General features: G+C 61.6%; 20 protein-coding genes. 18 read left to right on the top strand and 2 right to left on the bottom strand.

Going from position 1 to position 21,639, the window contains the following annotated elements; genetic code table 11:
* Positions 1–97: 97 nt before the first annotated feature.
* Together J3P73_RS19305 and J3P73_RS19300 are read right to left on the bottom strand one after the other, a co-directional pair.
* The gene (locus J3P73_RS19305; protein WP_017965834.1) at positions 98–1,018 is read right to left on the bottom strand and encodes a response regulator transcription factor; all 921 of its coding nucleotides are present in this window, start codon (positions 1,016–1,018) and stop codon (positions 98–100) included.
* On the bottom strand, positions 1,011–4,397 hold the full coding sequence (locus J3P73_RS19300) for a hybrid sensor histidine kinase/response regulator (RefSeq protein ID WP_130692495.1): 3,387 nt from the start codon (positions 4,395–4,397) through the stop codon (positions 1,011–1,013). Before J3P73_RS19300 ends, J3P73_RS19305 begins: the two co-directional genes overlap by 8 nt.
* Positions 4,398–4,576: 179 nt before the next feature.
* Here J3P73_RS19300 and J3P73_RS19295 point away from each other — a divergent pair, with 179 nt between their 5' ends.
* The 18 genes from J3P73_RS19295 to ureG all read left to right on the top strand — a co-directional run bounded on the left by J3P73_RS19295 (position 4,577) and on the right by ureG (position 21,441).
* Positions 4,577–6,481, top strand: a complete 1,905-nt coding sequence (locus J3P73_RS19295; RefSeq protein ID WP_130692493.1) for an acid phosphatase — start codon at positions 4,577–4,579, stop codon at positions 6,479–6,481.
* Between the two features lie 193 nt (positions 6,482–6,674).
* Positions 6,675–7,967: an urea ABC transporter substrate-binding protein gene (urtA, locus tag J3P73_RS19290; protein WP_207579684.1), complete on the top strand. Its 1,293-nt coding sequence runs from the start codon at positions 6,675–6,677 to the stop codon at positions 7,965–7,967.
* A gap of 115 nt (positions 7,968–8,082) precedes the next feature.
* A complete protein-coding gene (gene urtB / locus J3P73_RS19285) occupies positions 8,083–9,720 on the top strand; it encodes an urea ABC transporter permease subunit UrtB (RefSeq protein WP_018073719.1) in 1,638 nt (545 codons plus the stop codon).
* Positions 9,717–10,880: an urea ABC transporter permease subunit UrtC gene (gene urtC / locus J3P73_RS19280; protein WP_018073720.1), complete on the top strand. Its 1,164-nt coding sequence runs from the start codon at positions 9,717–9,719 to the stop codon at positions 10,878–10,880. Before urtB ends, urtC begins: the two co-directional genes overlap by 4 nt.
* Before the next feature lie 5 nt (positions 10,881–10,885).
* Entirely contained in the window at positions 10,886–11,641 is a 756-nt protein-coding gene (gene urtD, locus J3P73_RS19275) for an urea ABC transporter ATP-binding protein UrtD (protein ID WP_020397630.1), read from the top strand.
* Between the two features lie 256 nt (positions 11,642–11,897).
* Entirely contained in the window at positions 11,898–12,593 is a 696-nt protein-coding gene (gene urtE, locus J3P73_RS19270) for an urea ABC transporter ATP-binding subunit UrtE (RefSeq protein ID WP_003542323.1), read from the top strand.
* A 151-nt stretch (positions 12,594–12,744) separates the two neighbouring features.
* Complete coding sequence (locus tag J3P73_RS19265; RefSeq protein WP_020051339.1) at positions 12,745–13,566, top strand: urease accessory protein UreD; 822 nt, start codon at positions 12,745–12,747, stop codon at positions 13,564–13,566.
* Positions 13,567–13,677: 111 nt separating this feature from the next.
* The gene (locus tag J3P73_RS19260) at positions 13,678–13,980 is read left to right on the top strand and encodes an urease subunit gamma (RefSeq protein WP_003561955.1); all 303 of its coding nucleotides are present in this window, start codon (positions 13,678–13,680) and stop codon (positions 13,978–13,980) included.
* 10 nt (positions 13,981–13,990) lie between these two features.
* Complete coding sequence (locus J3P73_RS19255) at positions 13,991–14,254, top strand: DUF1272 domain-containing protein (protein ID WP_130692491.1); 264 nt, start codon at positions 13,991–13,993, stop codon at positions 14,252–14,254.
* A complete protein-coding gene (locus J3P73_RS19250) occupies positions 14,251–14,556 on the top strand; it encodes an urease subunit beta (protein ID WP_024319378.1) in 306 nt (101 codons plus the stop codon). The genes J3P73_RS19255 and J3P73_RS19250 overlap by 4 nt, the downstream gene beginning before the upstream one ends.
* 22 nt (positions 14,557–14,578) lie before the next feature.
* Positions 14,579–14,986 (top strand): lysozyme inhibitor LprI family protein, encoded by a 408-nt coding sequence (locus J3P73_RS19245; RefSeq protein WP_018073724.1) that lies wholly within the window; start codon positions 14,579–14,581, stop codon positions 14,984–14,986.
* A gap of 16 nt (positions 14,987–15,002) precedes the next feature.
* A complete protein-coding gene (locus J3P73_RS19240) occupies positions 15,003–15,626 on the top strand; it encodes a hypothetical protein (protein WP_024319379.1) in 624 nt (207 codons plus the stop codon).
* A 3-nt stretch (positions 15,627–15,629) separates the two neighbouring features.
* The gene (gene ureC / locus J3P73_RS19235; protein ID WP_018481688.1) at positions 15,630–17,342 is read left to right on the top strand and encodes an urease subunit alpha; all 1,713 of its coding nucleotides are present in this window, start codon (positions 15,630–15,632) and stop codon (positions 17,340–17,342) included.
* 30 nt (positions 17,343–17,372) lie between these two features.
* Positions 17,373–18,044 carry a TIGR02117 family protein gene (locus J3P73_RS19230; protein WP_130692489.1) on the top strand — a complete coding sequence of 224 codons (672 nt, stop codon included), beginning with the start codon at positions 17,373–17,375 and terminating at the stop codon, positions 18,042–18,044.
* Positions 18,045–18,375: 331 nt separating this feature from the next.
* The gene (locus tag J3P73_RS19225) at positions 18,376–19,239 is read left to right on the top strand and encodes a GGDEF domain-containing protein (protein WP_018073728.1); all 864 of its coding nucleotides are present in this window, start codon (positions 18,376–18,378) and stop codon (positions 19,237–19,239) included.
* An 86-nt stretch (positions 19,240–19,325) separates the two neighbouring features.
* A complete protein-coding gene (gene ureE, locus J3P73_RS19220) occupies positions 19,326–19,961 on the top strand; it encodes an urease accessory protein UreE (protein ID WP_018073729.1) in 636 nt (211 codons plus the stop codon).
* Positions 19,962–19,967: 6 nt separating this feature from the next.
* Positions 19,968–20,639, top strand: coding sequence for an urease accessory protein UreF (locus J3P73_RS19215; protein WP_018073730.1), 672 nt, complete (start codon positions 19,968–19,970; stop codon positions 20,637–20,639).
* A gap of 190 nt (positions 20,640–20,829) precedes the next feature.
* Entirely contained in the window at positions 20,830–21,441 is a 612-nt protein-coding gene (gene ureG, locus J3P73_RS19210) for an urease accessory protein UreG (RefSeq protein WP_017965817.1), read from the top strand.
* The last annotated feature ends 198 nt before the right edge of the window (positions 21,442–21,639 follow it).

The raw sequence follows: 21,639 nt of genomic DNA, 5'->3' as shown, positions 1-21,639 counted from the left end.
CGGCCGACATCATGCCCTAGCTATTTAATTTAGAACAGGATTCAGATTTTAGGCCGAACAGGCCTAAAATCATGCTGTTCTAGCCTCCAACACCATCTTACATCTCGTACAGCACATGCGTGGCTTTCACGGCGGCCGAGGCCCGGTTCTCGACGCCGAGCTTCACGTAGATCTGTTCGAGGTGCTTGTTTACCGTCCGCGCCGACAGTCCCAATATTTCGCCGATGTCGCGGTTGGCCTTGCCCTTGGCGATCCAGAGCAACACTTCGGATTCGCGCTGGGTAAGCGAAAAGCGCTGGCGCAGTACCTCGTCGTCGCTGCGCTGATTGGCGGCAGTGAGGCGGAAGAGATATTCGTCAGGGCCGATTGCGCCGAGGAAGGCGAGCTGCAGTGCCGCCTGGCCAGCATGGGCGATCGAGATGATGCCATCGCGCACGGCCGCGACGCGGTCGCGCATCCAGCCAGCGATATGGCGGACGACGATTTCCATGCCGTCGTCGCTGCCCATCGCGGCATTGACCAGCCGTGTCGCCTGCGGCGTTGACCAGTGGATGGCGCCGTCGCCTTTGACGGCCAGCAGATGGCGGCCGGCTGCGTCCAGCGCGATGCGGGCGCTTTGGGCTGAGCGAGCGTTGCGCAGATGGACACGGATGCGGGCACGCAGTTCGTCGATGTTGATCGGCTTGCTGAGATAATCGACGCCGCCGGATTCCAGCGCGTGCACGACATGCTCGGTCTCGGTCAGGCCGGTCATGAAGATGACAGGTACCTGCGCCGCCGCGGCGTTCGCCTTCAGCCGACGGCAGGTCTCGAAGCCGTCCATGCTCGGCATCACCGCGTCGAGCAGGATGAGATCGGGCGTGATGCGCTCGACGATACCAAGTGCCGCCGTGCCCGACGTGGCGATCAGCACGGAGAAGCCGGATTGTTCGAGTGCGTCGGTCAAGAAGCCGAGTGCTTCGGCCGAGTCGTCGACGAGCAGAACGATGTCGCGGGGGAGGGAGGCCGGCTCAGCCAATGGATTCCACCTTTTCGTCGAAGTCGTGCAGGAAGGTCATGAAGCCGGCGAGGTCGAAGGCGGCGACATAGGCGCGAAGTTCCTCTGTGAATGGCTGATTTGCCTCCACCTTGGCAAGGTCCGAAAGCTTGGCTTCGATGCCTCTGATATAGCCGATCTCGCCGAGCCGCAGCAGTTCCTGCACATGGGCAGCACCGGGGCTCAGCATCGGCGCTTCGATCTTAACGGGAACGGCTGGCGCGGCATCGGCATAGATCCATTTCAGGCCAAGATGCAGGGCGAGCTTGTCACGGAGTTGGCGGATGTCGACCGGCTTGCCGATTGCATCATTGTGGCTGTCGTCGCTGTCGCTGAGAACAGCCGCGTCACCGATATTGGCCGAGAGCATCAGCACTGTCGCCGTCTGGCCGGCCTCACGCAGACGCGAGACGAGCTGCCAGCCGTTCATGCCGGGCATCAGGATATCGACAAGGAAGAGGTCCGGCATAATGCCCTCGATCAGCGTCAGGCATTCGCCGCCGCTCGCTGCCGTCAGCACGATGAAATCGAGCGGCGCCAGGATTTCGCGCATCATCTCGCGATGGTCCTCGTTATCGTCGACGACGACGACCGTCCGACGCGGGCCGTCATAGCTGACAATGCGCTTTTCCTGCGGTGCGGCGGCCACGGCGCGCATGACGGCGGACAGCATCAGCCGGACGCGGAAGGTCGAGCCTTCGTCTCTCACGCTCGAAACCGAAATCTCGCCACCCAGCGTGTTGGTCAGAAGCCGGGTGATCGTGAGGCCGAGGCCAAGCCCTGGCATTGGCCGCACGCTTTCGGCCTCACCGCGTTGGAAAGGTTCGTAGATGCGGGGGAGGTCTTTCTCCGTGATGCCTCGGCCGGTATCGGCAACGGTGAAGGTCGCGACCTGGCTGCGATAGCCGACATCGAAGGTGACGCTGCCTTCGTCAGTGAATTTGATGGCATTGGAGAGCAGGTTGACGAGGATCTGGCGCAGGCGCTTTTCGTCGGTGCGGACGAATTGCGGCAACGCCGGCGAGCGCTCATGGATGAAGACGAGCCCCTTCGCCTGCGCCTGCGGGCGGAACATATCGACGATCTGGTCGAGGAAATCCTGGATGTTGATCTCGTTCGAATAGACCTGCAGGCGGCCGGCCTCGATCTTCGAGATATCGAGCAGGCCGTCGATCAGGCCGGAGAGATGTTCGGCGCTGCGGCGGATGACCTTGATCGAAGACTGGCGCGGCGTCGGGATCGTTTCGTCGCGCTCGAGGATCTGGGCGTAGCCGAGCACGGCGTTCAGCGGTGTGCGCAACTCGTGGCTCAAGCCGACGACATAGCGGCTCTTTGCCCGGTTGGCGGCCTCGGCGGTTTCCTTGGCGTTCTGCAAGGCGGCGTCGGTCTTCTTGTGGGCGGCGATTTCCTTGAGCAGCAGCGTGTTCTGGCGCGAGGATTCCTCCTCGGCGACGACGCGACTGTCATGGGCAAGCACATAGAACCAGCAGACGACGCCTGATATCACCGAGAAGACGAAGAAGACGATGAGGATGGTGCGGTTGACGACCTCGGCCGTTTCAGGCGAAGCGGCGGCGACCTGATGGGCGATCATCGCCAGGATAGCGCCGATGGCGGTCAATGCCAGCACGACGGCGATGCCGTAGCGGCCGAGGCGTGTCGTCAGCTTCTCGATGATGGTCTGAGGCAGCAGCACCTTGGCGACGGTGCCGACTTGGGCGTTGAAACGGGCCGCCGGCTTGCACATGTCGTGGCAGCGGCTGTCGAGCGAACAGCAGAGCGAGCAGATCGGCGCGGCATAGGCCGGACACCAGGCCATGTCCTCCGGTTCGAAGGGATGTTCGCAGACCGAGCAGGTGATGCTCGTCAGGTTCTTCCAGCTGTGGCGCGGCTTGCGGGCGAGATAGAACTTGCCTTTGGTCGCCCAGGCGATGACAGGCGAGGCGATCAATGCGACGACGAGGGTGATATAGGGCGCGAGCGAGGCGGCAATATCGCCGAAGGCGCCGAAATGAGCGATCAGCGACACGGCCGCCGACAACGTCATGGCGCCGAGGCCGACGGGGTTGATGTCGTAGAGATGGGCGCGCTTGAACTCGATGCCGGGGGGAGCAAGGCCAAGCGGCTTGTTGATGAAGAGATCGGCGGAGATCGTGCAGAGCCAGGCCATAGCGATGATCGAGAAGATGCCGAGCGTTTCCTCCAGCAGCCGGTAGATGCCGAGTTCCATCAAAAGCAGGGCGATCGCGACGTTGAAGACCAGCCAGATGACGCGGCCGGGATGGCTGTGGGTCAGCCGCGAGAAGAAGTTCGACCAGGCGAGCGAACCGGCATAGGCATTCATCACGTTGATCTTCAGCTGCGAGACGACGACGAAGGCGGCCATCAACAGCAGCGCGGCATTATGCCAGGGGACCATGTAGCCGAAGGCAGTCAGATACATCTGCGCGGGGTCGGCGGCGCGATCGAGGGGGACGCCCGAGGTGAAGGTCAGCACGACCAGAAATGAACCGGCAAGCAGCTTCGGCGCGCCGATGATGACCCAGCCGGGCCCGGCGAGAAAGATCGCCAAGCGGTGGCGCCACTTGCGCTGCGGGTCCGGCGGCAGGAAGCGCAGGAAGTCGGCCTGTTCGCCGATCTGCGACATCAGCGCCAGGATGACGGCGGAGGCGGCGCCGAACTCCACCAGATCGAATTCGGCGATGGTGCCGGGCGGGCCGGAGGCATGGCGGATGCCGGCGAAGGCGCGCCAGAGATCGAACTTTTCCCAGTCCAACAAGGCGATGAAGATGAAGGGAAGGATATTCAGCACGATCCAGAAGGGCTGGGTCATCAGCTGGAACTTGCTGATCAGCCGCACGCCGTGCGTCACCAGCGGGATCACCATGACGGCGCTGATGATGTAGCCGATCCAGAGCGGGATGCCGAGGGTGAGCTCCAGCGCCCCGGACATGATCGATGCCTCGATCGCAAACAGCATGAAGGTGAAGCTCGCATAGATCAGCGAGGTGATGGTCGAGCCGATATAGCCGAAGCCTGCGCCACGCGTCAGAAGATCGATGTCGACGCCGTGGCGGATGGCGTAGCGGCTGATCGGCAGGCCGATCGCCAGCATGGCGGCCGAGGCGACGATAATGGCGTAAAAGGCGTTGGTGGTGCCGTAGGAGAGAGTGATCGCCCCGCCGATCGCCTCCAGCGCCAGAAAGGAGATCGCGCCGATCGCCGTCTGCGAGATGCGCTGCGAGGAGAAATGGCGAGCGCTCTTTGCGGTGAAGCGCAACGCGTAATCTTCCAGCGTCTGGTTGGCGACCCAGCGATTATATTCGCGTCTCACCGGAATGATGCGTTGGCGCGCTGCCATGTCTTCCTTTCCGGCATTCCGGTTGGGCTCATCGTCTCTCCGGCAGTTTTGGCGGGATGGTTGGGAAAGGCAAGAGGCGGGCACCGACTGGTTCACAGAATGGCAATATTTTTGCAATTGATCTGTCACATAAGGGCTCTAACTCTCCCGGCGTTCGTTCAATCATTTCGGGTATCGCCATGTCTGCTTTAAGCCTTTGCCGCCTGAGCACCGCCCTCGTCTGCCTTCTTTCGATCGTGCCATCGCTTGCCAGCGCCGAGCAGACCACGGCGGCGAAAGCGCCTTATGCGCAGGCCGGAAACACCAACAAGCGTGGTGACGCCTGCTTCTCGACGGTGGACAGCAACGCCGCCGTTCATCTTCTCTCCGGCTTCCTCGAAATCTGGACCCCGCGCACGCCTTTCGTCGATGCGGGTGTCGAAGCCCCTGCCAAGGATAATTGCCCGGCGGTCGCCAAGACGGATTGGGACGGCATTCCTTCTAGCAAGACCGACGGCCATATCGTCAACCAGGCCGTCCATGACGCCAACATCGCCTATGTCGTCAAAGCGACGCGGGCGCGGACTGCCGATCAGGCGGTGGCCGCCTATCTCGACGATCGGCGCGGCAAGAATGCCAGCATCGTCGATGGCCTCGGTCCGCTGACAGATGCCTGGAAGGCCGGCTCGAAGCAGATCACCACGATCACCGAGGTGGCGGCCGACGCGACGACGGTCAAATATGACGACAAGGGCAACAATCGCGGCGCCGGCAGCAAGCCGGACGCGGAAAACAAGACCGATGCCAACCCCGACATGGGCCTTGCAATCGACTTCATCAACGCCGCAAGCGGTGATGGCTCGACGGAGCCGGCCAAGCGCTATTTCAAGTATGGCCGTCCCTACCGCTGGAGCCAGGACGTGTCGGTCGTCCCGACGCTGGAGCCCGCCAAGAGCGGCAAGCCGGTCGAGGACGGCGGTTTCCCGAGCGGGCATACGGCGGAAGCCTGGCGGGATGCGCTGGCCATGGCCTATCTCGTGCCGCAGCGCTTTCAGGAAATGATCACGCGCGCCAGCGAACTGGGTGAAGACCGCATCCTCGCCGGCATGCATTCTCCTCTCGACGTGATGGGCGGCCGGATGCTCGGCACGGCTACGGTCGTCTACAATCTGAATAAGCCCGATAATGCCGCGCTGAAGAACGACGCTTACAGCCAAGCGCAGTCATGGCTTATCGCCAAATCAGGCGTTGCGGATGCGGGCGCGCTCGAAGTCGCTGCCCATGCGGCACCGCTGGCTACAGATCGTTTCGCCGATCATGACGCCAATCGCGCTTACGTGCTGCAGCGCTTGAGCTACGGCCTGCCGACGATCCATGCGACCGATCAGCCGGCGCGCGTGCCGCAGGGCGCCGAAGCGCTTCTCGAAACGCGTCTGCCCTATCTGGGCGGCGAGCAGCGCCGCGACGTGCTGAAGACAACGGAAGTCGCCTCCGGCTATCCGCTCCTCGACGATGCGGAAGGTTACGGCCGTCTCAACCTCTTTGCCGCGGCCGACGGTTATGGTGCGTTCGAGCAGGACGTGACGGTGACGATGGACGCGGCAAAGGGCGGTTTCAATGCGATCGACACCTGGCGGAACGACATCACCGGCAAGGGCAGGCTGGTGAAGCGCGGCGAAGGCATCCTCGGGCTGTCGGGCGCCAACAGCTATGCCGGCGGTACCGTGCTGGAAGAGGGCGCGCTGGTGGCCCTCTCGCCGTCGGCCTTCGGTACCGGCGGCCTGACGGCTGACCGCGGTTCGCTCGTTCTGGCAGTGGACAAGCCCGTGACCATCGGCGGCGACTATCAGCAGCTTGCCACGGCCGTGATGAAGCAGAGGCTCGGCGCGAACGGCGAGGGTACGCTGATCGTCCATGGCAAGGCGGTGCTGGCCGGCGAGCTCGATGTGACGCTTGCCGACGGTTTTGTCCCGACGCCTGGAACGAAGATCGAGATCCTGAAGGCGAGCGCCGTAACTGGCGCCTTCGAAAAGCTGACCGTCGCAGGCCACAGGGCGAGCCTCTCTTACGGTCCGACGGCCATCGTCTTGACGATCGACGGATAATTCTTCCGAGAGAATCGACAGGGCATCTCCCGCGGTGGGGATGCCACCTCTCCCGGCCTGCTGCCTGTTTGCCCCCCGCGCCTACGTCAATCGACGTATGTGTTTTCGCGCTGCAGCACCCGATAGTTCTCTAAGCAACAGTTAATCTCCGTTTCCGGTCTGTTGCGGAACAAGAAGAGGGGAGTTCAACCAGATGAATCTCAAATCCACTATTACGGGCGCAGCGCTCGGCGCCATCATGGCGGCGTCGGCCGCCTTTAGCGGTGCAGTTGCCGCCGATGACACGATCAAGGTCGGCATTCTGCACTCGCTCTCCGGCACCATGGCCATCTCCGAGACGACGCTCAAGGACGCCATGCTGATGCTCATCGACGAGCAGAACAAGAAGGGCGGCCTTCTCGGCAAGAAGCTCGAGGCCGTCGTCGTCGACCCGGCTTCCGACTGGCCGCTGTTTGCCGAAAAGGCACGTGAGCTGATCCAGAAGGACAAGGTTGCCGCCGTCTTCGGTTGCTGGACGTCCTCGTCACGCAAGTCCGTTCTGCCGGTTTTCGAAGAGACCAACTCGATCCTCTTCTACCCGGTCCAGTATGAAGGCGAAGAGTCCTCGCGCAACATCTTCTACACCGGTGCTGCTCCGAACCAGCAGGCCATTCCTGCCGTCGACTACCTGATGGAAAAAGAAGGCGTCAAGCGCTTCGTTCTCGAAGGTACGGACTATGTTTATCCGCGCACGACCAACAAGATTCTCGAGGCATACCTGATTTCGAAGGGTATTCCGAAAGAAGACATCATGACCAACTACACGCCGTTCGGCTTCTCCGACTGGCAGACCGAAGTTTCCAAGATCAAGGAATTCGGTTCGGCCGGCAAGAAGACCGCCGTCGTCTCTACGATCAACGGCGATGCCAACGTTCCGTTCTACAAGGAACTGGGCAACAAGGGCATCAAGGCAACCGACATCCCCGTCGTCGCCTTCTCGGTTGGCGAAGAAGAGCTTGCCGGCCTCGACACCAAGCCGCTGGTCGGCCATCTCGCTGCCTGGAACTACTTCGAGTCGGTCGAAAGCCCTGCCAACAAGAAGTTCATCAAGGACTGGCACGCTTTCACCAAGAACGACAGGCGCGTGACGAACGACCCGATGGAAGCTGCGTATATCGGCTTCAATGCATGGGTTAAGGCCGTCCAGGCTGCCGGCACGACCGATACCGACAAGGTTCTCGACACCATCATCGGCGTCAGCGTTCCGAACCTCTCCGGCGGTTATGCGACCGTCATGCCGAACCACCACATCACCAAGCCGGTGCTGATCGGTGAAATCCAGGCCGACGGCCAGTTCGAAATCGTCCAACAGACACCTGCCGTCGTCGGCGACGAATGGTCAGATTTCCTGCCTGACTCCAAGGATCTGATCTCCGATTGGCGCAAGCCGATGTCCTGCGGCAACTTCAACGTCGCTACGGGCAAGTGCGGTGGCAAGGGCTCCTGAGTACGACCCCGATCCGATGATTGCCTGAAGGATTCCGTCCGGGTTTGATCCCGGGCGGAAGCTCCGTCCCAGCGATTGCGCCGCGAGGCCAACACTATCAAGGGCGAGAAAGCCGATGTATCGCGCCATAAAGATTTTCCTCATCACGGTTTGCCTGACATTTTCGGGCCTGACATTTTCGGGCGTGATAATCTCGAGCGAAGTCCAGGCCCAGGACGATATCCACGTGCTTATCGACGCGCTCGGCGTCGGCGACTTCCCGGAACGAGAAGCGGCCATCAAAGCGCTGGTCGCTTCCAAGGACCAGCATGTCAGCCAGATCCTGCAGCAGTTGAGCGACGGCCTTCTCTACGTCAATTCCGATGGCGGACCCGTTCTTCTCCAGGGCGGTACCGATGACGAACCGACTTATTCCGATCCGATCACCGGCGAAGCCGCTGCCGATGTCGATCCGGATCTGATGACGAAGGTCAAGATCAATAACGCGCTTCGCGGCGTCATCGGCGCCGCCACCAGCCAGTTGACGCTGATGAGCCCGGACCGTTCCGCGCGGCTTGCCGCAGCGCAGGGCCTTCTGAAGGATGCCGATCCCGCCAATCTCGACCTGCTGAACTCGGCGCTTGCGGCCGAAAAGGACGCTGAGATCAAGAATACGATGGAAGCGGCCCGCGCAGTGTTGCTGCTCAAGACGGATGCGAGCGTCGAAGACAAGAAGGCTGCGATCGATACGATCGCGGCGCGCGGCAATCGCGATGCGCTGACCATCCTCACGACCACACTCGAAACCGCGCCTGACGACCTGAAGCCGGCGATCCAGGCGGATATCAGCTCCATCAATCGCAGCCTGGCGCTGTGGGATATCGTCCAGAACATCTGGTACGGATTGTCTCTCGGCTCGGTGCTGCTGCTTGCCGCGATCGGCCTTGCCATCACCTTCGGCGTCATGGGCGTCATCAACATGGCGCATGGCGAAATGGTGATGATCGGCGCCTACACCACCTATGTGGTGCAGGAATACATCACCTCCGCCTTTCCTGAACTTGCCGATTATTCGCTGGCCTTTGCCGTGCCTGCGGCCTTCGTCTTTACCGGCTTCGTCGGCCTGGTGATCGAGCGCGCCGTCATCCGTTATCTCTACGGCCGGCCGCTCGAAACGCTGCTCGCCACCTGGGGCGTGTCGCTCATCCTGCAACAGGCGGTGCGCAGCATCTTCGGCCCGACCAACCGCGAGGTCCGCAATCCGACCTGGATGTCCGGCGTCTTCGATCTCGGCGGGCTCTCCATCACCTGGAACCGACTGTGGATCATCGTCTTTTCGATGGTGGTCTTTGTAGCGCTGCTTCTGCTGCTCAAGCGGTCCGCCTTCGGCCTGCAGATGCGTGCCGTTACGCAGAACCGGCGCATGGCGTCGTCGATGGGCATCCGCACCGGCTGGGTCGATGCCTTCACCTTCGCGCTCGGCTCGGGCATTGCCGGCATCGCCGGCGTGGCGCTCAGCCAGATCGACAATGTCTCGCCGAACCTCGGTCAATCCTACATCATCGACAGCTTCATGGTCGTCGTCTTCGGCGGTGTCGGCAATCTCTGGGGTACGCTGGTCGGTGCACTGTCGCTCGGCGTCGTCAACAAGTTCCTCGAGCCCTTCGCCGGTGCCGTGCTCGGCAAGATCCTGGTGCTCGTCCTCATCATTCTCTTCATCCAGAAGCGTCCCCGCGGACTCTTCGCACTCAAAGGAAGGGCGGTGGAAGCATGATAACGGCCTTCCTTCTCCGATCACTCGATCGCAAGATCGTCATTGCCATCGCCCTCCTGCTTCTGGTCGCCGTCCTTGTGCCGGTCCTGAACCTGATGACGGGGCCGACCAATCCGCTACACGTGCCGACTTATATCATGTCGCTGTTCGGCAAGTATCTGACCTATGCGCTGCTGGCGCTGGCGCTTGATCTCGTCTGGGGCTTCTGCGGCATCCTCTCGCTCGGCCACGGGGCCTTTTTTGCGCTCGGCGGCTATGCGATGGGCATGTATCTGATGCGCCAGATCGGCACGCGCGGCAGCTACGGAGACCCTGTTCTGCCCGACTTCATGGTGTTCCTGAACTGGAAGGATCTGCCCTGGTTCTGGTACGGCTTCAACCATTTCTGGTTTGCGGCGCTGATGGTGCTCGTCGTGCCCGGCCTGCTCGCCTTCGTCTTCGGCTGGTTTGCCTTCCGCTCACGCGTCAACGGCGTCTATCTCTCGATCATCACCCAGGCGATGACCTACGCGCTGCTGCTGGCCTTCTTCCGCAACGACATGGGCTTCGGCGGCAATAACGGCCTTACCGATTTCAAGGACATTATCGGTTTCAACGTCCAGGCTGACGGTACGCGTGCAGTCCTCTTTGCGGCAACGGCTATCTTCCTTGCTCTGTCGCTGCTGCTCGCCTCGGCGATCGTGCGCTCGAAGTTCGGCAAGGTGCTGGTCGGCGTGCGCGATGCGGAAAGCCGCACCCGCTTTCTCGGTTACCGCGTCGAGCACTTCAAGCTCTTCACTTTCGTCGTCTCGGCGATGATGGCTGGTATTGCCGGTGCGCTCTACGTGCCGCAGGTCGGCATTATCAATCCCGGCGAATTCGCGCCTGCCAATTCGATCGAAGTCGTCATCTGGACGGCTGTCGGCGGGCGGGCGACGCTGATCGGCCCGATCATCGGCGCGATCCTCGTCAACGGCGGCAAGACGATCTTCACCGGCCTCTTCCCGGAGTTCTGGCTGTTTGCGCTCGGCGGCCTCTTCGTTGCCGTCACGCTGTTCCTGCCCAAGGGCGTCGTCGGCACGATCGCCCAATATCTCGGAAAGCGGAAGAAGGTCTCCAATTCTGCTCCGCCGGCGGTGCAGGAAGATGGCATCGAGCCGAAAATACAGGCAGCGGAGTGAGCACCATGATCCCCGACGTCAAACCCAACAGCGTACTTTATCTCAACGGCGTCTCGGTTTCCTTCGATGGCTTCAAGGCGCTGAATTCGCTGTCGATCGTCATCGAACCCGGTGAACTCAGAGCCATCATCGGCCCGAACGGCGCCGGCAAGACGACGATGATGGATATCATCACCGGCAAGACCAGGCCCGACGAGGGCGAGGTTTTCTTCAACGGCACGATTGACCTCACCAAGAAGGACGAGGCCGATATCGCCCAGCTCGGCATCGGCCGCAAGTTCCAGAAGCCCACGGTGTTCGAGAGCCATACGGTCTGGGACAATCTGGAGCTGGCGCTGAACCGCCGTCGCGGCGTGTTCTCGACGCTGTTCTACCGGCTTTCTGGCGAGGACAAGGCGCGCATCGAGGAAATCCTCGAAACCGTGCGGCTGACGCATCGCCGCGACGAATTCGCCGCCAATCTCTCGCACGGGCAGAAGCAGTGGCTGGAGATCGGCATGCTGCTGGCGCAGGAGCCGAAGCTCCTGCTCGTCGACGAGCCGGTGGCCGGCATGACCGATGCGGAGACGGCGGAAACTGCGATCCTGCTCAAGGATATCGCCAAAACCCGGTCAGTCGTCGTCGTCGAACATGACATGGGTTTCATCCGAGACCTCGGCGTCAAGGTGACCTGCCTTGCTGAAGGATCGGTGTTGGCGGAAGGCTCGATCGACTTTGTGAGTTCGGATCCGAAGGTCATCGAGAACTATTTGGGGCGGTGATGATGCGGTCGATGTTTCTGGATTGGTCTGAAAGGGGAGCGACATATTCCCTCTTCTCCCCAGCGGGGAGAAGGTGGACCGAAGGGTCGGATGCGGGGGCCGCACGGCACGCCGCTGATAACCTTTCGCCTTCGCTCGAGGTGCTCGTCGCTGTTGCTTCTCAGCCCCCTCATCGCCTCGCTGCGCTCGGCACTTCTCCTCGCGGGGGAGAAGAGGGTGCTCGCATCGCCGGCACGGCAAACAAGGATGTCGCATCATGCTGACAGTCGAAAACGCAAACCTCCACTACGGCGCCGCTCAGGCGCTGCGCGGCATCTCGATCAAAGCGGAGATGGGCAAGATCACCTGCGTGCTGGGGCGTAACGGCGTGGGGAAGAGTTCTCTTCTGCGCGCCGTTACCGGCCAGCATCCGCTGTCGGCCGGCACCGTCACCTTCAATGATACCAAGCTCAACGGCCTGCCGCCCTTTGCCCGCGCCAAGCAGGGCATCGGCTATGTGCCGCAGGGGCGTGAAATCTTCCCGCTGCTCACCGTCAAGGAAAATCTCGAAACCGGCTTTGCTCCGCTTGGCCGCCGCGACCGCAACATCCCCGATGACATCTTCAGTCTCTTCCCGGTGCTGAAGTCGATGTTGTCACGTCGCGGCGGCGATCTTTCTGGCGGGCAGCAGCAGCAGCTGGCGATCGGGCGAGCCATGGTGACGCGGCCTCGGATTCTCGTGCTCGACGAGCCGACCGAAGGCATCCAGCCGTCGATCATCAAGGATATCGGCCGGGCGATCCGCTATCTGCGCGACTCCACAGGCATGGCGATCCTGCTCGTCGAGCAGTATCTCGATTTCTGCCGCGAGCTTGCCGACTACGTCTATATCATGGACCGCGGCGAAATCGTGCATGAAGGGCTTGCCGAGACGCTGGATACGCCAGAGGCCCGCCGCCATCTGACTGTCTGACCGGCAGATGCCGCATTTTGCAGCAGAGGGCGCGGCGCCTGGAAAACCGTCCGCCGCCGCCAGAGGCCTGCTCGGGGCGGCATAGGAATTGCTTGCTTTCCGCTATCCACGCGCTTGAATGAAAACCAGGGGCGCGACCGAAAGGGACGATATGACGATCGCGGCGGCAGGCACGAGACCGCAAAGAGCGGAAGGGCGCGGGCATCTGGCGGCAAAGCTGTTCGATGGCCGCACGCGCATCCGTGAACTCTATCAGGAGGGGGCAGCGAAAATCCGCCTGCCCGATACCTTCGATGCCTCCATGGAAGCCGTCATCATCAATACCGCCGGCGGGCTGACGGGCGGCGATCGGATGGATTGGAGCGTTGATGCCGGCGCCGGCACGCGCATCGACGTCACCACTCAGGCTTGCGAGAAGATCTACAAGGCATCGGCCGGCATCGCCGAGGTGGCGACCAGCATCAAGGTCGGAGCCCAAGCCCGCGTCGACTGGCTGCCGCAGGAAACGATCCTCTTCGACCGGGCCGCACTTTTCCGCCGGCTGGATGTCGATCTTGACGAGAGCGCCGAATTTCTGGCCGTCGAAGCCGTGCTGCTCGGCCGCAAGGCTATGGGTGAGGCGGTGGTATCAGGGCTCTTCCGCGACCGCTGGCGCATCCGCCGTTCGAGCCAACTCATCCACGCCGAAGAACTCAGACTTTCCGAAGGCGTGGCGGCGCTGGCGGCGCGGCAGGCCGTGCTCGGCGGGCAGGTGGCCTTTGCGACGTTGCTTTATGCCGGGCCGCTTTCAGAAGCCTATCTCGGCAAGGTCCGGCCGCTCGTCGAAGGATCGATGGGCGGTGCGAGCGCTTGGAATGGCAAGCTCGTCGTCCGTCTTGCAGCAGCCGACGGCTTCTCACTCAGAAAAATCCTGATCCCCGTCATTTCCGCCTTGCGCAATGGTGCGCCTGTGCCGAAAGTCTGGAATCTATGAACCAGAGCATGATGCCGAAAAGTGTGAGCGGTTTTCGGGCGACATCGTGCTCTAACTCTTTAATGTAGAACAGGATCATCCTGTTCTAGGCATGAAGCAGATGGATAAGCGATGAACCTCACTCCGAGAGAAAAAGACAAGCTGTTGATTTCCATGGCGGCGATGGTGGCGCGGCGGCGGCTGGAGCGCGGCGTCAAGCTGAACTATCCCGAAGCGATCGCGCTGATCAGCGACTTCGTCGTCGAAGGCGCCCGCGACGGCCGCCCGGTTGCCGAGTTGATGGAAGCAGGCGCCCATGTGATCGGCCGCGACCAGGTGATGGAGGGGATTGCAGAGATGATCCACGACGTGCAGGTGGAGGCGACGTTCCCGGATGGAACCAAGCTCGTCACCGTGCACGAGCCGATCCGTTGAGGAGAGAAGAATGCTCGCGCTCAGGCCCAATTGCGAATGCTGCGACAAGGATCTGCCGCCTGATAGCATTGAGGCACGGATCTGCACCTATGAATGCACCTTCTGCGCCGATTGCGTGGACGGCGTGCTGAAGGGTGTCTGCCCGAACTGCGGGGGCAATCTCGCCGCCAGGCCTATTCGGCCGGCGGTGATGCTCGCCAAAAATCCGGCATCGACGAAGCGCGTACTGAAGGCCGAGGGCTGCGCCCAAGGCGGCTTAAGGAGGACGAGATGATTCCAGGCGAGATCATTGCCGCAAGCGGCGACATCGAACTGAATGCCGGCGCGCCGACGGTGACGCTGGAGGTTTCCAATACCGGCGATCGGCCTGTGCAGGTCGGCAGCCACTATCATTTCGCCGAGACCAATGCCGGGCTTTCCTTCGATCGCGCGGTAGCACACGGCAAGCGGCTCGATATCCCGGCGGGGACGGCGGTGCGCTTCGAGCCGGGGCAGACGCGCTCGGTGACGCTGATCCCGCTTTCCGGCAAGCGCGAGGTCTACGGTTTCCGTCAGCTGGTGATGGGCGAGCTTTAAGAACAAAATACGGGAGAAGTGCATGCGCTTGAATATCTGCCTCGTCGGGGCGGCGATGCTGCTGACGGCAGGTGCTGCCTCTGCTCAGGATATGAATTGCAACAATCCCAAGACGCAATCGGACATGACTGGCTGCGAGGCGGCGCGCCACGAGACTGCCGACAAGGCGCTGAATGCGCAGTATAAGAAGACGCGCGCCGCCCTGGCGGCGATCGACAAGGACCTGGATGGCGACATGAAGGGCGCAGAGCAGGCGCTGGTCAAGGCGCAGCGCGCCTGGATCGACTATCGTGACGCCGAATGCGACGCCTTTGGATTTCAGGCCCGTGGCGGCACGATGGAGCCGATGCTGGTCGCGGGGTGTCTCGCCAACATTACGGACAAACGCACGAAAGAGCTGAAAGAGCTCGAAGATACGATGAGCAACTAGGGTGATCAGGAAAATCATGATCGTCGGCAATGGCGACATCGAGGAGGGCGGGGCTGGCATCATCGATGCCGCCGATATCGTCATCCGCTTCAATGATTGCCGCTCCTATGGCGCCGGCGGCAGCCGCACGGATGCCGTCGCGGTCTGCAATACCGGCAGGCCGGCAAAGGCGATGGTCGGTTCGCGTGAGTGGCGGGCCCATCCGGGCGTCGTTTCGGCTGGCGAAATCTGGAGCGTACGCGACCCGGAAAAATTCGCCGCGATGCGGGCGCCGCTTGCCGTCTCTCATCCGGAACTCGATGATTTCTGCGACGACTATACCGCTGAGTTCAGCGCCTTCTGCGCAGACACCGGCAAAAGGCACGTCGTCATCGGCAAGGCGGTTCACGAGGCCGTCGATGCCTCGCTTTCGGCCTTTGCTCCTTCGCCCTATGTCGTGCCGAGCAGCGGGATGATCGTCATTGCCGAGGTGCTGAACACATATGCCGAAGCCGAGGCGACACTTGCCGGCTTTGGCCACGTCGGCTGGGAATGGCACCCGTTTTCGGCCGAACGACAGCTTGTCGATAGCTATATTGCCGCTGGCCGCCTCAAGCGGCTCGGCGGAGAAACACTCGTCTCTTCCTCCCAAGGAGCCTGATAGATGCCCTACAAGATCTCGCGCGCCGCCTACGCCGGCATGTTTGGACCGACCACCGGCGACAAGGTGCGCCTTGCCGATACGGAGCTCTTCATCGAGATCGAGAAAGATTTCACCACCTATGGCGAGGAGGTGAAGTTCGGCGGCGGCAAGGTGATCCGCGACGGCATGGGCCAGAGCCAGGTGACGCGGGCGGATGGCGCGGTCGATACGGTCATCACCAATGCGGTGATCGTCGATCATTCGGGCATCTACAAAGCCGATATCGGCCTCAAGGACGGGCGTATCGTTGCGATCGGCAAGGCCGGTAATCCCGACATGCAGCCGGGCGTCAACATCATCGTCGGCCCCGGCACGGAGGCGATCGCCGCTGAAGGCAAGATCGTCACCGCTGGCGGTATGGACAGCCATATCCATTTCATCGCACCGCAGCAGATCGAGGAAGCGCTGATGAGCGGCATGACCTGCATGCTCGGCGGCGGCACGGGACCGGCGCACGGCACGCTTGCCACCACCTGCACGCCCGGTCCCTGGCATCTCGCGCGCATGATCGAAGCGGCCGACGCCTTCCCGATGAACCTTGCCTTTGCCGGCAAGGGCAATGCCTCGCTGCCAGGGGCGCTGACCGAAATGGTGCTGGCCGGCGCCACGTCGCTGAAGCTGCACGAGGATTGGGGCACGACACCAGGCGCCATCGACTGCTGCCTGTCGGTTGCCGACGAATACGACGTGCAGGTGATGATCCACACCGATACGCTGAACGAAAGCGGCTTCGTCGAGGATACGATCGGCGCCATCAAGGGCCGCACCATCCATGCCTTCCACACGGAAGGAGCCGGCGGCGGGCATGCGCCTGACATCATCAAGATCTGCGGCCAGCCGAACGTCATCCCGTCGTCGACCAATCCGACGCGTCCCTATACGGTCAATACCATCGCCGAGCATCTCGACATGCTGATGGTCTGCCACCATCTGTCGCCGTCGATCCCCGAAGATATCGCCTTTGCCGAAAGCCGGATCCGCAAGGAGACGATCGCCGCCGAAGACATCCTGCACGATATCGGCGCCTTCTCGATCATCTCGTCCGACAGCCAGGCCATGGGCCGCGTCGGCGAGGTGGCGATCCGCACCTGGCAGACGGCCGACAAGATGAAGCGTCAGCGCGGCCGGCTGAAGGAGGAAAAGGGCGACAACGACAATTTCCGCGTCCGCCGCTATATCGCCAAATATACGATCAATCCGGCGATCGCCCATGGTCTCAGCCGTGAGATCGGCTCGGTCGAAGTCGGCAAGCGCGCCGACCTCGTGCTGTGGAATCCTGCCTTCTTCGGCGTCAAGCCCGATATGGTGCTGCTCGGTGGGTCGATCGCGGCCGCGCCGATGGGTGATCCGAACGCCTCGATCCCGACGCCGCAGCCGGTACACTACCGGCCGATGTTTGCCTCCTATGGCAAGAGCCTCACCAATTCCTCCGTCACCTTCGTCAGCCAGGCCTCGCTCGATGCCGGCCTGAAGGGACGGCTCGGCGTTGCCAAGGAACTGGTCGCGGTGAAGAATACGCGCGGCGGCATCTCCAAGGCATCGATGATCCACAACGACCTGACACCCGAGATCGAGGTCGATCCGGAGACCTACGAGGTCAGGGCGAACGGCGAATTGCTGACATGCGAGCCGGCGACGCTGCTGCCGATGGCGCAGCGCTATTTCCTGTTCTAAGCCCGCGCCCATGTGCGACGGACGGTTCCTATGAGGACAGGCATCCGCTGGTTGTTGCGGATCGTATTTCTGCTTGTGCTTTCGGCGGCCTGTGGGACCTTTATTCCCCGGCCGTTGATTGCGCCGGTCGAGGCGTCGTCTGCCGCAGTGACGCATCGGATTCTGGTGCTGTCGGGCCCGATCCATACCGATATTGCCATTCCGCTCGACGCGGAAACGCGGGCGGCCTTTTCCTTCCTCGACAATACTGGTTTTCCGCTCGGCCATCCGAATGCGGAGTGGCTCATTATCGGCTGGGGCGGTCGTGCGTTCTATCTGGAAACTCCCACATGGGCGGAGCTGAAGCCGCTGCCGGTGTTACGCGCGCTGACGATCGACCGTTCGGTGCTGCATGTGGACCTTGCCGGTCATATCACGGAGCCGCAGTCCACCGTTACGGCATTCAATGTCAGTGAGGATCAATTGGTGCAGCTGCGCGATTTTATCTCCGAGAGCTTCGTCCGCGACGCGGGCGCGGTGGTGCCGATTCCGGATGCGGGTTACGGCGAGATCGACCGGTTCTTCGAGGCCAGGGGATACTTCAACGCCCTCTTCGGCTGCAACACCTGGACTGCCGCTGCCCTGCGCTCGGCTGGGCTTCGAACCGGCATATGGAACCCGCTTCCACAAGCATTGCGATTGTCTGTTGCTGTCTACAATTGAAGCAGCCGTCGGGCCGGTCCGCTCTTAAAGTGAATTGTGAATAGCACTCTCCATATGGTTGTAAAAATCGGTGGAAAACCCGGTATTTTCTCAAGCTAAGCCATTCTGGAACAGCTGCATCGGGAAGCTTGATAAACCCCTTTTATATCAATCGTTTAACTGTCTCTCCCCACTGTTCGATTCAGGGATTGGAAAGCTGCATCCCCTGCTAGAAAAATTCTGTCCATCGAAACGTCCGAAACCGTTCGAATTTTAACGAGTCAATTAAGACACCCGCAGCAATTGGGCTCTTATCAATGCCTGGAAACGCCGAGCAGGAAGGTTGATTCTCATGAGAAACTGGATTTCGCTGCAGGCCGATTTTGGCGATCTTCAATACCGCAAGAACGTCTATGTCTTCGCCCTGAAGATGGCTTTTCTTGCCGTTATTCTCTCAGGAGTCATTATCGCATTGACGATGCCGTCGCTCGATCTTCTCGGGCTTCTACCGGTGACGCTCGCCCATGCAATCGGCTTCAGCGCGATCTTCTCCTGGCTGATCGGCGGTACCGTTTCCGGCATGCTCTCGCTGTTTGCCGGCTTTGCCATGCGCGATCTCGCGCTCTCGCGGGCGGAATTCGAAAAGCTCAGCCGCACGGATACGCTTTCCGGACTGCTCAACCGGCGCGCTTTTACCGAGGCGCTTGAGAATACCGATGGCAACGCGTCGCTGGTCATTTTTGACGTCGACCGTTTCAAGACGATCAACGACCGCTTCGGCCATGGCTGCGGTGATGCCGTCATCATCGCCGTTTCGGCCATGCTGACATCCGCCTTCGATGAGATGTCCGTCGTCGCACGGCTGGGTGGGGAGGAGTTCGGCGTCATCGTCTCCGGGGAGCCGCTCGAGGCGCGTATGGAGCGCGTCGAAAGCGTCCGAGCCCGGATCGCCGGCGGCGCCATGAAAGCCGAGGGGCACGATATCCGCATCACCGTTTCCGGCGGCGTTGCCGATCTCGTCGCCGGGCGCACCAAGCAGGCGGCCTATGCCTCCGCCGACCGGGCGCTCTATCTCGCCAAGGCACTTGGGCGCAATCGCGTCGTCCACGAACGGGAAGGTCTGCATCACGCCTGGCACGGGCTTGTCGACAACGGCGTCGATGGCGAGAACAGAGGCCCGGAGAGCGACAATGTGATGCAGGCTTACGGAATATAAAAGCCGCACCCGGACGAAAGGGCATTGGTGCTTGCATCGGGAAGAGCTATTTTGCATGGTCGTCCTCTCAGCAAAACGGACATATCATGCAGCGCGTCACCTCTTATCTTCCCGCCGGAACCCCTTCCTCCCATCCGATCGCCCAGGTCAAGCTGCCGCATGATCTGCGCCATCTGCGCCGCAAACTGCTGCATCTGGAAAATGGCGAAATGGTCATGCTCGATCTCAAGGATCCGGTGCTTTTCGCCAATGGCGACCTGCTGGTGCGCGACGACGGTGAACTGATCGAGATCCTCGCCGCCGACGAGAAGCTCTTCGAGGTTCGCGGACGCGACCGAACGCATCTGGTCGAGCTCGCCTGGCATCTCGGCAACCGGCATCTTGCGGCCCAGATCGAGGAAGACCGCATCGTCATCCTGCGCGATCATGTCATCCGCACCATGCTGCAGGGCCTCGGCGCCGTCGTCCTCGAGATCGATGAGCCGTTCCAGCCGGCGCGCGGGGCCTATCATTCCCAAGGTGGGCATTCTCATGGGCATGATCACGATCACAATCATGACCGCGGGCATGATCACGACCTTGATCATAATCACGGCCATGACCATGATCATGAACATGGCTACGAGCATGAGCATGAGCACCGCCACGATCGCGGTCATGATCATGACCACGGGCAGGATCATGGTCATGTCCACGGACATCAGGACCACAAGCACGACTGAGCCTTGATGACCAGGGATCGCGAGATGCAGGCACTGCTGCGCCTGACGGCATGGCTCTCACCGGCCTTTCCGATCGGTAGCTTTGCCTATTCGGGAGGGCTGGAGCGGGCGGTAGCCGACGGGTTCGTTACGGATGCGACCTCGCTTGCGGCCTGGATCGGCACTTTGGTCGGCAACGGTTCGGTCTGGAACGATGCGGTGCTTCTGGCCGAAAGCCACAGGCAACAGGCAGAACCCGCACGTCTTGCCGAAGTCGCTGCACTCGCTGAGGCGCTGGCCGGATCGCGCGAAAGGCATCAGGAAACGATGCTGCTCGGCGAGGCTTTCCTCGCGGCGGCGCGGGCCTGGCCGGACGGCGTGTTCGAGCGGCTACCTGACAAGGTCGCTTATCCCATTGCGGTCGGGGCGGTGACGGGCGCGCACGGTATCAGGCCTGAGAAGGCGCTCGTCGTCTTCTTGCATGCCTATGCCTCACAAGCGGTTTCATCAGGCATCCGCCTCGGCGTCGCTGGGCAAAGGGGTGGCGTTGCCGTGCTTGCCGGCCTCGAAGAGCACCTCGCGGAGATCGCCCGGCGGGCGGCGACCTCGACGCTCGATGATCTGGGTTCGGCGACGGTGCAGGCCGATATTGCCAGCCTGCGCCACGAGACGCAGGCGACGCGGCTGTTCCGCTCGTGATTGTCCGAAATTATCGCTGCGGCGAGAGCAATTCCAGCAAAAGTGCGCAGCGGTTTTGCGTCCGGAATTGCGTGAAAACAAAAAGATAGAGCGCTTCCGTGATTCGAAGAAAAACAAGCGCTCTAAGTCATTTGACGGTGGCGCGGGCGGGCGGCTTCGTTATCATCGGGGTTCGATTGGAGTAAGGCACATGAAATCAAGAAACGGACCTTTGCGTGTCGGCATCGGCGGGCCGGTCGGCTCGGGCAAGACGGCGCTGACCGAAAAGCTCTGCAAGGCGATGCGCGACGACTATTCCGTCGCCGTCGTCACCAACGATATCTATACGACCGAGGATGCCGAGGCGCTGGTGCGGATGCAGGCATTGACTTCGGACCGCATCGTCGGCGTCGAGACAGGCGGCTGCCCGCATACCGCCATTCGTGAGGATGCGACGATCAATTTGCAGGCGATCGCCGGCCTCAACCAGCGGATCCCCGATCTCGACGTCGTCTTCATCGAATCCGGCGGCGACAATCTGGCGGCGACCTTTTCGCCTGATCTTGCCGATATCACCATCTATGTCATCTCCGTCTGTCAGGGCGAGGAAATCCCGCGCAAGGGCGGGCCCGGCATCACCCGGTCGGACCTGCTCGTCATCAACAAGAAGGATCTGGCACCCTATGTCGGTGCCGATCTCGACGTGATGGACCGGGATGCGACGCGCATGCGCGCTTCGCGCCCCTTCGTCTTCTCCGACATGAAGCGCGGCGACGGCGTCAGCTCGATCGTCAGCTTCCTCAGGGAGCAGGGCGGGCTCTAGATCCGGATTTAGGCCGGATCGGCCTAAAAACATCCGGATCAAAATCAAAGAATTAGAGCATGATGTCGTCCGAAAACCGCTCACACTTTTCGGCATCATGCTCTAAAAACCGCTGCACACTTTTGCGCGACATGCGTTGGAAATGAACGAAAAACGAAACGGGCCGGGAGATCGCCCCCGGCCCGTTCATTTCCTGGG

Source organism: Rhizobium ruizarguesonis, from assembly GCF_017357285.1.
GTDB classification, from domain to species: Bacteria; Pseudomonadota; Alphaproteobacteria; order Rhizobiales; family Rhizobiaceae; genus Rhizobium; species Rhizobium ruizarguesonis.
Note: the sequence above shows the minus strand (reverse complement) of the source record. Positions and strands in the feature narration are given on the sequence as shown.